Origin of the sequence: Emticicia agri (assembly GCF_004168285.1) — a bacterium.
Lineage (GTDB): Bacteria > Bacteroidota > Bacteroidia > Cytophagales > Spirosomataceae > Emticicia > Emticicia agri.
Genome location: NZ_SEWF01000029.1, coordinates 40,105 through 54,162, shown reverse-complemented (window position 1 = coordinate 54,162; position 14,058 = coordinate 40,105). Strand labels below are relative to the sequence as shown.

The window sequence follows — 14,058 nt, the reverse complement described above, 5'->3', positions numbered from 1 at the left end:
TTGTAATAGTTGATAAAACTGACTATCAAAATTTGTTCGATTTGGAATGATAGCTTATATTTGACAAGTGATGCCAAGCCAAGTAAAAAGCTGAATTATGTTGACAGAGACAATACAGATTTATAGTGAATTAAAAGCAAAGCTACCGTTGGAGGGATTATCTTATCATCAACTAACTGCAAAGCCAAGAAATAAAGATAAGGAAGGAGTTTTAAAGGTACTTTCATTATTTTCAGGTTGTGGAGGAATGGATTTAGGTTTTGAGGGAGGGTTTTCTGTTTTACAATCGTCAGTAAACGACATACTAACGCCACATTTTACAGATAAAAAACTGAAAGATGGTTTTGTAAAACTTAAGAAAACGCAATTTACTACTGTTTTTGCTAATGATATTTTACCAGATGCAAGAAATGCCTGGTTAAATTATTTTTCAAAAAGAGGGCATAAACCTGAAGATTTTCATAAAGAAAGTATAGTTGACTTAGTGAAAACGCATTATAGTAACATAAGTGTTTTTCCAGAAGAGGTAGATGTAGTTACGGGTGGTTTCCCTTGTCAGGACTTTAGCGTAGCGGGAAAAAGAAAGGGTTTTCATTCACATAAAAATCATAAAGGAGACTTCATTGACGACAAAACCGCATCGGTAGAAACCCGCGGACAGCTATATATGTGGATGAAGGAAGTAATTGAAATTACCCAACCTAAAATTTTTATTGCAGAAAATGTGAAGGGGCTGGTAAATCTTGATAATGTAAAAGAAATTATTCAGAACGACTTTTCTTCTACAAATGGCAACGGGTATATTGTATTAGAGCCTCAGGTTTTACACTCGGCAAACTATGGAGTTCCTCAATCAAGAGAAAGGGTGATTTTTATTGGTATCAGAAAATCAGCACTTAATGCAATAGCTCTTGCCGAACTTTCAAAAAAAGAATTGCCGGAAAAATTCAATCCTTATCCAAAACCAACGCATGCTTATACAATTAAAGGAAATGATTTAAAGGAGTTTGTTCCGCTAAAGGATGTGTTTGAGCATTTGGACGAGCCTGAAATTACAAATGATTTATCTCAGAAATTTTACTCAAAAGCAAAGTTTATGGGTAAACACTGTCAGGGTCAGACAGAAATAAAACTAACAGGAATTGCGCCAACCATTCGTTCAGAGCATCATGGAAATATTGAATTCAGAAGGCTTTCAAAAGAAAATGGAGGAAAAATAGATAACGAACTCAATCAAGGCTTAATAGAGAGAAGATTAACTCCAAGAGAATGTGCATTAATTCAGACATTTCCACCAGATTATGATTTTGTGCTTGAAAGTACCTCCGGAAAAAAAGGTTCTTTTTTGGTTAGCCCTTCACAAGCATATAAGATTATAGGTAATGCAGTTCCACCACTTTTGGCTTACCATTTGGCTAAAAGAATCGAAGATATCTGGGACTTATATTTTGCAAAATAAACAATGATAGTTTCATTAAACCCGGATATAAATAGAAGTGAATTTGATTTATTGCTTCAATTAACCATAACCGAACTCAATAACCAAGCAAAAAAAAAACCTGATGCTATTGCTACTCTTTCAGGTAGAAATCTTGAACCTTATGTAAAGGATATAATGACTTCGTTAGCGGTTGGAACTGTTTTTGAGGGTTCTATTGAGCTAATTGGAGGACAAAAATTTCCGGATATAGTAGTTAAAAAATATTATGGTGTAGAAGTAAAAACAACCACCCAAAACCATTGGAAAACAACTGGAAACAGCGTTTTAGAAACAACAAGAGTTGAGCATGTAGAACGGATTTATATGTTATTTGCAAAATTGGCAAGCCCTGTTGAATTTCGCTGTCGTCCATACGAAGAGGTTTTATCTGACGTTGTAGTAACACATTCGCCTCGTTATTTGATTGATATGAATTTGGCGAAAGGTAAGTCAATATTTGATAAAATGGCTCTCTCATATGATTCTTTACGCAAAAAAGAGAATCCTATCAGACAAATTGTTGACTACTACAAAAGCAAACTAAAACCGGGTGAAGAACTATGGTGGATTGATACAGAAAATATCAATAGACCAAGCAATATTATTATAAGAATCTGGAGTAATCTATCGGTAAAGGAAAAACAAGCGTTAAAAAATAAATCGATGGTGTATTTTCCTGAACTATTTGGAAATAGCAATGATAAGTTCGGACGGCTATCTATCTGGTTAGTTACTCGTGAAGCAGTGGTTTGTCCAAATGTTCGTGATTTATTTACTGCAGGTGGAAAAGGGGAGTGGTTTGTCAGAGAAAAGGTTTATAGAAATGTTCCAAGAATATTTCTGACATTGTTTGAAAACATGCCAGATATTGTCGAAACTATCACACAAACACCTGCTTCTGAACTTTCTGATTATTGGGAAATGAAAACAACAGACCAAAATAAACTTTTTGATTGGATAGATTTAGTAGCTTTACATGCAAAAAAATAACTGATGCAAAACACCTGGATTTTAAGCGAATATTGAATGAACTATTAATAGATTAGTCTTGTATCAGATTATTTCAGTAAATCAGTAATTGTTACGATTGGTCTAATTAAGCTATTGAAATTAAAGATAATCGAATTATTGTTTTATAGATTACCCAGCCCAAAAACTTAACGTATGAAATTGATAACCCTTTTGTTATTGCTAACTACATTTTTTGCACAGAGCCATCGTGTGAGAGAGATTGCTTTTGTCGGGAAGATTGAGAATAACGAAGAAAATTTTGACAAGTTTTTCAAGGAGTTTTGTAAAGACCCTAAATTTCAGCTTGATAGAATTAAATTTCCCCTGAAAGTAGTAGTAGTTGATGATGAGAAAAGAAACGAAAAAGTGATTCAGCAAAACGACTGGCGACATACCAATTTGCTGAAACTGAAAAAAGAACATTCAAAAAATAAACTGGAAACTGTTGATAAAACCAGTGACTCGAAAGATGTAGTTTTTACCAATAAAGACATGGGAGAAATTGTACATCATCTGTTTTCAAAAATCGATAATCAATGGTATCTGACAGGTATTGTTGATGAATCGGAATAATTGTTTAAAATGTAAGCAAAAAATAAATTATAAGCCAGAGCAAGTAATTGAGATTTTACCTGCTCTATTGCTCCTGACTCACACCTCCAACTCCTTCAATAATTCCTCTGCTTGTGTCAGGGATTTGCTATAGAAGCTGATAACCCATCTTGAGAAGAACGATAGTAAAATGTAACCTACGGCAATAGTACCCGCCCAGAAATACTTGTTTTCGTTCAGGCTTTTGCCTCCTGTAAATTGGGGCATCAGCAATATGACAAATACAATCAGAATATACGCAGCTACTACACTTAGCTGTTGAAACCGGATAAAACGCAGCTTTTGTGTGGCAAAGTTTCTTAAAGTTTCAGCATACGTGCGATTGACATCTCCGATTGAATTAAGTTGCCAGAGCAATAGAAGACTGATAATGGGAAGCACTACAAGCAGAGTGGCCGTGATAATAGCGATTGTCTGAAAAAATGGCGTAGTAAGTTTGCTGAAATGAGCAAAGATATAAGCTACAGCGCCAAAGGCAAAGAATGTACCGAGGGTTTCGTGGTAAATTACTTGGTTAAGTCTTGATTTGATTTTAATTTTTGTCATTTGTTCAATCATTTTAGGGTTTAAAACAGGTTGTTGGGTGAGGGGCTTACTGGCATCTTCCCATATATTTTTCAGTTCATCTAATTCCATGATTTTGTGCGTTTACGTGCTGTTTCTTTAATTTTTCTTTGATACGCTGTATTTTTGTGCCTACATTGCTGACAGATATACCTACTATTTCGGCAATTTCTTCATGGCTTTTCTGGTCTAAATAGAGCATAACAATGGCTTTATCGAGTAGGTTAAGGCTTTCTATCTGTTGCCGGAATAATTCCCATTTCTGTTCAATGGCGCTATGGTCTTCGTTTGCGTAATTCAGTATCTGTTCGTCTATTTCAACTGTTATCACTCTTCTTTTAGCAATTTTGAGTTGATAAATAGCTACATTTAAAGCCACCCGATAGAGCCAGGTACTTAAACCGGATTGCTGATTGAAGGAGTCGAAAGATTTCCAGAGCTGGTAAATGATTTCCTGAATCAGGTCAGCTTTATCGTCGGCGGTATTGGTATAAACCGACGCAATCTTTACAATCAGTCTTTCATTGTCTTTGATGGCTCTGATAAATGTTTCTTTTTTGTCCACGAACGATAACGCAATTTTTGTTTCTGTACTCTATTAGTGTACAGAATTTAATAAAAATCACACACAAGCGAAAAAATATTTCATTTTTTAGTCAGGTTCAGAGGCATAATGGACGAACTAAAAGATTTATCAGGTAAATTAACTGCAACATTTTTCCGGCTTATCTGTCTCATGTCTTAGTGAACACTATCAGAGAAAATAATGTGTCAGACCGTGCTTTGGTCGATAGAGTATTAGGCGGAGATACTAATGCTTTCAGGCTTATTATGAAAAATACCGAAGGACTGGTGGGGCAGATAGTTTATAAAATGATACGAAACCCCTCTGATAGAAAAGACATTGCCCAGGATATTTATCTGAAGACCTTTCAGAAACTGGATAGTTTTCAGTTTCAGGCTAAACTATCGACCTGGATAGGGCAGATAGCTTATCATACTTGTCTGGGGTATCTTGAAAAAAAGAAACTGGTTTTGCTTGATAGTGTAACTGATGAAGAAGAAAATGAAGTATTGGAGAAACTGAACCATACCGTTAACCCATTTGTGAATGACATTGAAAGCAGCCTCTTTAAACAGGAGCTATCTGCTATTTTAAAAACAGAAATAGAGAAACTTTCACCTATATTCAGAACACTTATTACGCTTTATCATCAGGAAGAAATGAGTTATGCAGAGATAACAGTGATTACCCAATTGCCGGAAGGAACCGTGAAAAGCTATTTGTCGAGGGCAAGGAAACTATTGAAAGACAATTTATTGCTCACTTATCAAAAGGAAGCATTATGAAAAACAAACATCTGACCGATGAGGAAATTCAGCTATATGCCTTAGATGCAGATGCCTGTGCCCCTGCATTGGTAGCACATATACAGCATTGTGCGCATTGCCAGCAAGAGGTGCTTACTTATCAGCTATTAGCTGAAGGCATTAAAACCCAGGAGAAGGCTGTATTTGATTTTGATTTAGCCGATTTGGTAATGGAACAATTACCACAACCCAAACCCACAAGCGACAGACCCATTTTGTATATGATTGGGGGTATAATGGCAGTGATGATTGTGGTAATGGGTGAGTTGTTCGGTAGTAGTTTTATAGGGTTGTTTGCTTATGCACAACCTATCCTGATTGGCTTAGTGTTGACCGCTACCATTGCGCTGACGGCGTTTTTAGGTATAGATATGTATCAGAAATATAAAGCGCAGATGAAAGCTTTAAATTATTATTGAGTATTGCAACAATTATCAAAGTCAGCTATCTAATAAGACATAAAACATAAACATCAATACAGAAATATGAAAAAGTTAATCATTATTATTTCCACTATTATAAGCCCTTTTATGGCACAGGCACAAGAGGGACAAGAATTATACAAACCCGAAGTTTTCAGAACAATTTCCGTGATTTTCGTGGTAGGTTTGTGTATGTGGTTTCTGTTAGCCGTCATGAAACGAATCATGGATAACAGGCTGAAAAACAAAATTGTTGACAAGGGCGTACCAGATAGCATTATTTCATCGGTTTTAAAGACCAATCCGAAAGAAGACCTTAACAGTAATGTTAAATGGTGTGCTATTCTGATGGGCTTAGGGGTTGCACTTACAGCCATTCATTATACCCAGCCTTTGGGTATTCATTCGCTGGCTATCATGGCTTTTTGTGTTGCCGGAAGTTTTCTGGGTTATTTTTTCTTTTTGAAACAATCAGCAAACAAACCGGAATAGCTATGAAATACCTCGCATTTCTGGCCATGAATCTGCTGTTTGTTCAGTGTGATTATGCCCAGTCTTTGCCTGTTGTTCAGGCAAATTCAAAGAACGTAAGTGTACGTGACGGACAGGTTTTTCAGAAAGGTGTCTGGAATCTTTCACCCGAAGTGAAACCTGATGTGTATCAGGCTTTAGAACCAATGGTTGAAAAGCGCATTACTTTTTATACCGATATAGACTCTGTTTCGTTCGATGTGACTCCCGGCAAAACCTATGATTTTTTGATTGTACTCAACAAGAAAGATACCTGTTATACCCGCATTTCAACCATCAGAACTGCCAGTCAGACGGCTCTTGATTCAAAAGCAGATAAACTGATGGAACCAACCTTGTTACAGCAGGACTTTAAGGTTTTTCGGGAGTCTTTGGAGAAACACCATGCAGGAATCTACACTTATAGAAGCAAGCAGGTACTGGACAGATTTATGGATAGTTGTTATTTGGCACTGAACCGCCCTATGACTACTTTGGAATTTGGTAAGCCCATTCTACAAGTAATAAGTGCTTTACAAGATGGACACACACGCAGTAATTTGCCTGCATTGTTGATGAAACACTATACTGATAATGAAAAGGTTTTTCCCATACACCCTTATTTTATGAAAAATAAAGCCTATGTGCTTTGTGGGGAGGGTTTGCCTGCCGGAACTGAAATAATACAAATTGATGGCAGAACTATTCCCGAAATCAGAGATAAGATATATACCTATCTGCCCTCCGACGGTTCTATTACGGCTAATAAGCGTCAGCGGCTAAATGATGGTGCCTTTCCGATTTTTTACCATTGGGTTTATGGTAACCAAGAGCGTTTTGAGGTACAATATAAGGGTCAGAATGGAACGATAGAAACCATAAAAATAGGGGCTGTTGGTACAAAAAATATAGTCTGTGCTTACGAGAAGCAACGGAATAACACAAAGGCTTTACAATTGATATGGTTGAATGCTTCTACTGCTCTTCTGCAAGTAAGAACATTTGACGAAAGCCGGATAGAGCGTGAAAAAATAGATTTTGGTGGTTTTTTAGATAGTGCCTTTACAGCCATCAATAAACGGAAGATTAAAAACCTGATTATAGACGTGCGTGATAACGGAGGCGGAGCCGATGATTATGGAGCTTTACTTTACAGCTACCTGAGCCAGAAACCTTTCAGGTATTTTCTCTCAAAGGCTTCTAATACCCATACAGTAAAATTAGATGAAAATCCTTTGTTAGGGCCGCAGAAACCACAGCCTAATAGTTTTAAAGGACAAGTTTCTATTCTGACTAATGGTTACAGCTTTTCAACTACGGCAGATTTCTGTGCTACTGCCCGCCATAACAAGAGAGCCACATTTATTGGCGAAGAAACAGGCGGAGGATATTATGGCAATACTTCCGGCGGAAGAACGGAAGTAGTATTGCCTAACAGCCAGATTGTAGTGCAAATACCTCTTTATAAATACCTGAATGCCGTAAGAAAAGCAGAGCATTCTGACAGAGGCATTATCCCGGATTATGAGGTTTTTGCAAGCATTGAAGACATACTTCAACAAAAAGATGTTGAGCTGGCATTGGCTTTGGGATTGATGAGATGATGGGTTTAGGGGGGGAAATGTTGGGCTTTTAGTTTTTACCCCCAAATAGCATTTACTGAATTGCAAAGGCTCCTGGAGACGCAAGGATTGCGGTGGGTCGCCACCCCGGCTCTACGAAAAAACGGTTATTTCTTGAAACCTAATAAATTTGCTGAAATTGAAGAGTATAAGAAATATTCTCAGCACCTCTTTCAAACGCCAATAAATAAAAATAAACCACATTCTTAGGGCTGTTTTCTATGGCATTATAGTTATTTGGTTAACTTATATGCACATTGAACACTAACCAGATACCCCGATGCTTACAAGCGAACTGCTCCCTAAACTTCCGTCGGTTTTTTATGAACCGGAACTCCGTAACGAAATGCTGACTCATGGTAAATTTTTGCAGGTTAATAAAGGAGATACCCTTATAAAAGAAGGGCAATACCTTGATTTTCTGCCGATTGTGATAAGTGGAGAAATACGGGTTTTTCAGCAGAAAGAAGATAAGGAGATATTGCTTTATTATGTGCGTGAGGGGCAAACCTGCATGATGTCTCTATCGGCCGCTTATTTTAATAATACCAGTACCTCGTATGGCGTAGCTACCGATAGCTCTGAGATTTTTGTGTTTCCGACCAGTATGGCGCGAGAGTGGCAGTTGAAGTACCCTTCGTGGAACGAGTTTCTGATAAAAACATTCCGTAGTCGATACGACGAGTTGTTGGGCGCCTTTGAAAGTGTCGCTTTTGATTCAATCGAAAAACGGCTGATGACCTATCTATTGAATAGAGCCACACAAGAAAACAGTAAAAAAATAATCATCTCTCACCAAGACCTCGCCTACGAACTTGGTACCAATCGGGTAGTGGTATCACGCATTCTGAAAGGCTTTGAGCAACAAGGCAAACTAAAGCTGTTCAGAGGGTCTATTCAGCTTCGGTAAATTTATTTTCGCTTATGTAACTTTTGTTACCGTTTTGTAGCGGTAGCCCGCTATAACTTTGCTGAAACAAAAGCCAAAAACACATGAAAAACTATTTTTTAGCCCTTATTATCCTGTTATTATCAGTCAATGCTGTTTCAGCACAAACCCATACCAAACCTATGAAATTCCTGATTCATGTTACGCATGGCCCTGAAGATTCTACGAGAGTAGCCTTAGCTTTTTTAGTAGCTAAAACTGCCCTTGAAGAAGGGCATACAGTCAGTCTGTTTCTGGCAGGCGATGCCGTAAAACTCCTGCAAGATGCTTCCCTGAATACAGTGGTGGGTCTTGTAACGGGCAAACTCCGTGAACACTATGAGGCTATTGTGAAAGCAAACGGACGGTTTTATCTGTCGGGCAATTCTTCAAAGGCGAGAGGAGTAGGAGAGGCCGATTTAAAAGGAAAACCCGCCGAGTTTGCACTCCCCAAGGTTTTAGTAAACCTGATAGCCGAAAGTAACCGGGTAATTACTTATTAAGCAGAAACTAAGTAAATTATATGAACCCTTTTAACAATTATTTCCATGAAAAAACTCAAATGTTGTGAGGTAGGCTTTGATTGCGAAGGTGAAATTGAAGCCGCCACAGAAGAAGAAGTCCTGCGCCTGGCAGCAGCCCACGCCTGGCAGGTGCATCAGTTACAGGTAACCCCTGAAATGGCTGAACAGATAAAGCCGCTTATTGTGGAGGTGGAATAATCAGTATAGGAGAGAATGTATAATAGTTTTTTTTGCTAAATATTATTTGGAAAATACCCTCACCCCAACCCCTCCGCGCGGCGTCCGCTCCTGAAAAAGGAGAGGGGCTAAAAGTCTCCCTCTCCCGAGGGAGAGGGAGATTTAGAGGGTGAGGCGGCCGAGCGATGGAACTCATGCCAAATATTATTTGGCGCAAAGGTTCTTTAAATGTCTTTACTTCTCAGTTCCGCAAAAATGTCACAATAATGCTTTAACCACTCCTTTATCACCCTCTTCCTATATTAACTTACCATTAATTTTTATTTTTTTTGCGCTTATGTAAACATTTCTACATTTTTTTTGTTTAATTTTGAGATAGCAGGAAAAAATATGCCCTTTTTCCTGATTTTTTATCTGGCATGGTTTTTTCTTTTGTATTGTGTATAAGCTCTTTCCCTCTGTTCTATTAGTGCTTCTCTTTATAAAACACCCATAACGCCTTGTGCTTTTCCCTGTAAATTCTCGTGCTTTAACCGTATAACATCAGTGCTTTTTTATTTTACTGGTAGCTATATTGTCAGAACTTAATATGTATTTGTTGTATGTATATTTCTCTTAATATTGTTTTAGCCGAAAAAGATACCGAATATCAGGAGATATTTCAGGAGGCGCTCGAAGAAGCAAGTATCCCTGCCACCCTCACTATTGTAAACGACGGAAAAGAGTTGATGGATAAACTCAAGTCTGCCCAATCGCCTACCTATAATGTAGTGGTGATGGACATGAATATTCCTAAAAAGAGTGGTATTCAATGTCTGAAAGAAATCAGAAAAGACCATAAATGGAACAATACCTATTCGGTGATACTCACGAGCGATAAAAATAAAAATCAGGTAGAAAAAGCCTATCGGGCAGGCGCAAACCTGTTTGTTACCAAACCTGATTCGTATAAAGATTATATCGAAACCATCAGAAAAATTCTTACCTCTGAAAGAGAAATGAGTCTGCCGATTTATTTTAGCTGATAAACGGGCTTTGAAATCATTTTAAGCTATTTTTGCCATATCTGTTGATAGATTTAGGGCAATTCTATTTTTATTTATTATGAGTAGCTACAGAAAAACCCTTAGCTTTCTGTTGTTTCCTGCTGTTTAAAATCTGCTCATTTATATCTGTTCTTCTAAGGTTTGCTAAAGGCAACCTGCTAAACCGCATTTCATACAACAAATCGTAGGCAAATTCTCAGAATTGTATATATTTGTCAGTAATATTTTTAAGGAAAAATGTTTACATTTCTGAAATTTAACCGCATTCTCTGTTATGAGTATAAAATCATCGTTAGTAATACCTGATGATTCACAACTGTCTGTTCAACTTGATTTCCAACAAGCCATCTACAACTTTTTTAAGCAGGCTTCGGGTATTTTCTGTGTACTAAAAGGTACCGACTATATCTATGAACTCGCTAACCCTTCTTATCTGCATTTTGTCGGGCAACGTGAATTAGTCGGAAAATCAATGATCGAAACCTTGCCTGAATTAGAAGAACAGGGATTTTTTGCCATTCTTGACAAAGTTTTCACCACACAGATAACCTATGTAGGTAATGAAATGTTTTTCCGGTTTATGCAGAAAGACGGAAGCAGCAGAGAAGCTTTTGGCAATTTTACGATACAACCTGTGCTGAATACAGCCAATGAGACAGTAGGGCTTATACTATCGGGGTATGACATTACCGAGCAGATAGAAACCCGTAAAAAAATGGAAGAACTGGAAGAGCGGATGCGGCTGGCGGTTGATGCAAGTAAGATAGGCATCTATGATTATCATATATCCACGGGTGAAGTGCTGTCGTCAGAGATGATGAATGAGATGTTCGGGTTGAATGGCCCGATATCGTTAGAGGAGTATTTTGAAATGCTACAACTGAATGATGAAAATAGACGCAGGCAGATTTATCAGGATGCCCTGAAGTCAGGTATGTTGAATTATCAGTTTACCATCAGGCAGCCCGGCGGTGAAAAAAAGTGGATAGAGACTACGGCCAAAGTGTATTATGATGCCGAAGGCTCACCCATCAGATTATTAGGGGCTGTAAAGGATATTACCGAAAGTAAGCATACCGAAGAAAAAATGGCTATGTTGGCGGCCATTGTGGAATCGTCGGACGATTTGATTTTAAGCAAGAATTTAGATGGAATTGTTACAAGCTGGAATAAAGCCGGACAACGCATCATGGGTTATGAGGCCGATGAAATGATAGGGCAGCCAATCTCAAAACTGATTCCTGATGATAGATTGCAGGAAGAAGAAGAGATTATCAGTCGGTTGCAAAAGGGGGAACGCATTGAACATTTTGAAACCAGACGTGTAAGAAAAGATAAACAGGTAATAGATATATCGCTCACTATTTCTCCGGTAAAGAACAAACAGGGCGAAATAATCGGGGCGTCCAAAATAGCCCGGGATATAACTACCCAGCGGAATCATGAACGGATTATTGCCGAGAATGAAGAAAGACTGAAAATATTGATTGAAGCAAGTGATTTGGGAACCTGGGACCTGAATCTGATAACCAGAGAAGTAGATTATTCGCCAAGGTACCTCGAAATATTCGGTTATGCGCCTGATGCCGTACTTACCCATGAAGAATTAGTAGCACATTTGCACCCCGACGACCTGCCAATCAGGAAACGGGCATTTGAAGAGGCTTTTCGCACGGGGGTCTTGCATTATATTTCAAGGCTGATATGGAAAGATAACAGCATTCACTGGATGGAAGGGAAAGGGAAGGTTTTATATGATGAGGAAAACCGACCGTATAAAATGGTGGGGACTCTGAGGGATATATCTAATGAAATGGCTTACCAGAAGGAATTGGAGCGAAGAGAGGCGGTATTCAGGTTACTGGCCGATTCATTGCCGCAGCATATCTGGACAAGTGATGCTGAAGGACAAATGAATTATTTTAATCAGTCGGTTTATGATTATTCGGGTCTTACAGCCCAAGAGTTAGGGACAGAAGGCTGGTTGTTACTATTGCATCCTGACGAACAGGCAACCAATAGAAAAGCCTGGTTGAAGGCGATTGAAGCAGGTGAATTTTTTAAAGCTGAACATCGTTTCAGAAGACACGACGGGCAGTATCGCTGGCAACTGAGCAGGGCCATACCACAGAAAGACGATGAAGGAAATATTATTAAATGGGTAGGTACCAGTACAGATGTGCACGACTTTAAAGTATTTACCAACGAACTGGAAGAACAGGTAAAGCAGCGAACCCGGCAGTTGGAAGAGTCGAACGAAGGATTGAGTAAACTTAACAACGAACTGGCACAGTTTGCTTATGTAGCGAGTCACGATTTGCAGGAACCGCTGCGTAAGATTCAGACTTTTTCGGCTCGTATTCTGGAAATTGAAAAAAATAATCTTTCAGAGAAAGGCAAAGATTATTTTAACCGTTTGCAGAATGCCTCCAAGCGCATGCAACAACTTATTTTAGATTTACTCGCTTATTCGCGCGCCAATACTTCTGAGCGGAATTTTGAAAAAGTAAGCCTGACTACACTTTTAGAGGGGGTTACCGAGCAACTGAAAGACTCTATTATACAAAAAAGAGCTTTGATAAAGGTCGATCCATTACCGACATTCAGGCTTGTGCACTATCAGTTTGAGCAGTTGTTCACCAATCTGTTTACCAATGCCCTGAAGTTCTCTAAGGCTGATGAGCGTCCTGTGATACAAATTACCTGTGAGGTATTGTCGGGTAATGCTATTGAGAAGCCGGGTATTGATAAAGGTTCAGACTATTATCATATCTGTTTCAGCGATAACGGGATTGGCTTTGACCCCGAATATAATGAAACCATTTTTCAGGTTTTTAAACGACTGCACGGAAAAGACGAATATCCTGGCACGGGTGTCGGCCTTGCCATTGTAAAGAAAATTGTAGAAAACCACGATGGTGTAATTGTCGCCTCGGGCGAAGTGGGCAAGGGTGCAAGATTTGATATGTATTTTCCGGTGGGGGAGCAGGGGGCGTAGGGCATGGGCATGGGGTGTGGAGCAGAGGGGGAAGGGCAGAGGGCAAGGAGTTTAGAAGATAGTATAAAAGAAAAGGGCAAGGAGTTTAGGACAAGGGTGATTTTTTACCCCATGCCCTTGGCTCCATGCCCTCTGCTTAGTACCCCTCTGCCCCATGCTAAAACAAAACCGCATAGTTCGGGTGTTTCAATTCGGTCAGGATTACATCTTTGGCAAGGTAACCGAACATAACAAAAGTACAGATGAACGCTATGAAACTTATCACTACAGAGAGTGCAAAATAGCCTGATGAAAACTGTTTCAGGCGTTTTTTAAACAGATGATTATAGGTAATAAAAGATTCTAAAATCATTAATCCGGTAAAAAACAAGGCTACTAAACCGATTGTAAAATTGTTTGCTGCCAGCGCAGAAGCACTTGATACTACCCCAAATATGGTAATCCAGATTGGAAGGGCGTAAAAAGCCAACCATACAATTACAGCAAAAATAGCCCAGCTGCCCGCTTTTTCTAAGGTACTGAAATGCTGATAACGTGGCTGTATTTGCCAGAAAAGGTAATGCACCCCGCACAAATGTGCTAAAATTACATGCGGAATAACGAGGTAAAACTCGGTAGGGAACAGGCTTGCTTGTAACAAAATCATTGGATAAGAGGAAGTTATCAGGTTAAGAATAATTATGGGGATCGTAAATATCAGCGCAATAAACGGATTTCGTTCAAATGCTTTAATACCCTGAAAATAACATTAGTAATGCGCAGTATAGAATAAGGGTGGCTGACTGACAGGAAA

The 14,058-nt window shown here is 38.7% G+C and carries 15 protein-coding genes; 12 read left to right on the top strand and 3 right to left on the bottom strand.

From position 1 onward, the window contains the following. The first annotated feature begins 97 nt into the window (after positions 1–97). The 3 genes from EWM59_RS18185 to EWM59_RS18175 all read left to right on the top strand — a co-directional run bounded on the left by EWM59_RS18185 (position 98) and on the right by EWM59_RS18175 (position 3,064). Positions 98–1,459 (top strand): DNA cytosine methyltransferase, encoded by a 1,362-nt coding sequence (locus EWM59_RS18185; protein WP_130022680.1) that lies wholly within the window; start codon positions 98–100, stop codon positions 1,457–1,459. 3 nt (positions 1,460–1,462) lie between these two features. Further along, positions 1,463–2,470, top strand: coding sequence for a hypothetical protein (locus EWM59_RS18180; RefSeq protein WP_229239386.1), 1,008 nt, complete (start codon positions 1,463–1,465; stop codon positions 2,468–2,470). A gap of 174 nt (positions 2,471–2,644) precedes the next feature. Further along, on the top strand, positions 2,645–3,064 hold the full coding sequence (locus EWM59_RS18175) for a DUF4348 domain-containing protein (protein ID WP_130022679.1): 420 nt from the start codon (positions 2,645–2,647) through the stop codon (positions 3,062–3,064). A 78-nt stretch (positions 3,065–3,142) separates the two neighbouring features. On the opposite strand, the gene EWM59_RS18170 is transcribed toward EWM59_RS18175, so the two are convergent. Both EWM59_RS18170 and EWM59_RS18165 read right to left on the bottom strand, forming a co-directional pair. Further along, on the bottom strand, positions 3,143–3,739 hold the full coding sequence (locus EWM59_RS18170; RefSeq protein ID WP_130022678.1) for a hypothetical protein: 597 nt from the start codon (positions 3,737–3,739) through the stop codon (positions 3,143–3,145). Next, on the bottom strand, positions 3,726–4,232 hold the full coding sequence (locus EWM59_RS18165) for an RNA polymerase sigma factor (RefSeq protein ID WP_130022677.1): 507 nt from the start codon (positions 4,230–4,232) through the stop codon (positions 3,726–3,728). Before EWM59_RS18165 ends, EWM59_RS18170 begins: the two co-directional genes overlap by 14 nt. Before the next feature lie 179 nt (positions 4,233–4,411). Here EWM59_RS18165 and EWM59_RS18160 point away from each other — a divergent pair, with 179 nt between their 5' ends. From EWM59_RS18160 to EWM59_RS18125, 9 genes are all read left to right on the top strand, one after another. Then, positions 4,412–5,017 carry an RNA polymerase sigma factor gene (locus EWM59_RS18160; protein WP_130022676.1) on the top strand — a complete coding sequence of 202 codons (606 nt, stop codon included), beginning with the start codon at positions 4,412–4,414 and terminating at the stop codon, positions 5,015–5,017. Then, positions 5,014–5,457 (top strand): anti-sigma factor, encoded by a 444-nt coding sequence (locus EWM59_RS18155; protein ID WP_130022675.1) that lies wholly within the window; start codon positions 5,014–5,016, stop codon positions 5,455–5,457. Before EWM59_RS18160 ends, EWM59_RS18155 begins: the two co-directional genes overlap by 4 nt. Positions 5,458–5,523: 66 nt before the next feature. Beyond that, positions 5,524–5,952: a hypothetical protein gene (locus tag EWM59_RS27685; protein WP_165372216.1), complete on the top strand. Its 429-nt coding sequence runs from the start codon at positions 5,524–5,526 to the stop codon at positions 5,950–5,952. Between the two features lie 2 nt (positions 5,953–5,954). Next, on the top strand, positions 5,955–7,574 hold the full coding sequence (locus tag EWM59_RS18150; protein WP_165372215.1) for a S41 family peptidase: 1,620 nt from the start codon (positions 5,955–5,957) through the stop codon (positions 7,572–7,574). A gap of 298 nt (positions 7,575–7,872) precedes the next feature. After that, positions 7,873–8,502: a Crp/Fnr family transcriptional regulator gene (locus tag EWM59_RS18145; protein ID WP_130022673.1), complete on the top strand. Its 630-nt coding sequence runs from the start codon at positions 7,873–7,875 to the stop codon at positions 8,500–8,502. 83 nt (positions 8,503–8,585) lie between these two features. Next, positions 8,586–9,023, top strand: coding sequence for a DsrE family protein (locus tag EWM59_RS18140; protein WP_229239385.1), 438 nt, complete (start codon positions 8,586–8,588; stop codon positions 9,021–9,023). A gap of 45 nt (positions 9,024–9,068) precedes the next feature. Next, a complete protein-coding gene (locus EWM59_RS18135; RefSeq protein ID WP_130022672.1) occupies positions 9,069–9,242 on the top strand; it encodes a DUF1059 domain-containing protein in 174 nt (57 codons plus the stop codon). A 581-nt stretch (positions 9,243–9,823) separates the two neighbouring features. Next, positions 9,824–10,246, top strand: coding sequence for a response regulator (locus tag EWM59_RS18130; RefSeq protein ID WP_130022671.1), 423 nt, complete (start codon positions 9,824–9,826; stop codon positions 10,244–10,246). Between the two features lie 295 nt (positions 10,247–10,541). Continuing rightward, positions 10,542–13,265: a PAS domain S-box protein gene (locus EWM59_RS18125; RefSeq protein WP_130022670.1), complete on the top strand. Its 2,724-nt coding sequence runs from the start codon at positions 10,542–10,544 to the stop codon at positions 13,263–13,265. A 157-nt stretch (positions 13,266–13,422) separates the two neighbouring features. Here the strand turns inward: EWM59_RS18125 and EWM59_RS18120 are convergent, their stop codons facing one another. Then, positions 13,423–13,911 carry a hypothetical protein gene (locus tag EWM59_RS18120; RefSeq protein WP_130022669.1) on the bottom strand — a complete coding sequence of 163 codons (489 nt, stop codon included), beginning with the start codon at positions 13,909–13,911 and terminating at the stop codon, positions 13,423–13,425. Between the last annotated feature and the right edge of the window lie 147 nt (positions 13,912–14,058).

Coding starts and splice junctions, on each gene's coding strand:
- EWM59_RS18185 (WP_130022680.1), top strand. CDS start 98: ATGTTGACAGAGACAATACAGATTTATAGTGAATTAAAAGCAAAGCTA.
- EWM59_RS18180 (WP_229239386.1), top strand. CDS start 1,463: ATGATAGTTTCATTAAACCCGGATATAAATAGAAGTGAATTTGATTTA.
- EWM59_RS18175 (WP_130022679.1), top strand. CDS start 2,645: ATGAAATTGATAACCCTTTTGTTATTGCTAACTACATTTTTTGCACAG.
- EWM59_RS18170 (WP_130022678.1), bottom strand. CDS start 3,739: ATGGAATTAGATGAACTGAAAAATATATGGGAAGATGCCAGTAAGCCC.
- EWM59_RS18155 (WP_130022675.1), top strand. CDS start 5,014: ATGAAAAACAAACATCTGACCGATGAGGAAATTCAGCTATATGCCTTA.
- EWM59_RS27685 (WP_165372216.1), top strand. CDS start 5,524: ATGAAAAAGTTAATCATTATTATTTCCACTATTATAAGCCCTTTTATG.
- EWM59_RS18150 (WP_165372215.1), top strand. CDS start 5,955: ATGAAATACCTCGCATTTCTGGCCATGAATCTGCTGTTTGTTCAGTGT.
- EWM59_RS18145 (WP_130022673.1), top strand. CDS start 7,873: ATGCTTACAAGCGAACTGCTCCCTAAACTTCCGTCGGTTTTTTATGAA.
- EWM59_RS18140 (WP_229239385.1), top strand. CDS start 8,586: ATGAAAAACTATTTTTTAGCCCTTATTATCCTGTTATTATCAGTCAAT.
- EWM59_RS18135 (WP_130022672.1), top strand. CDS start 9,069: ATGAAAAAACTCAAATGTTGTGAGGTAGGCTTTGATTGCGAAGGTGAA.
- EWM59_RS18130 (WP_130022671.1), top strand. CDS start 9,824: ATGTATATTTCTCTTAATATTGTTTTAGCCGAAAAAGATACCGAATAT.
- EWM59_RS18125 (WP_130022670.1), top strand. CDS start 10,542: ATGAGTATAAAATCATCGTTAGTAATACCTGATGATTCACAACTGTCT.
- EWM59_RS18120 (WP_130022669.1), bottom strand. CDS start 13,911: ATGATTTTGTTACAAGCAAGCCTGTTCCCTACCGAGTTTTACCTCGTT.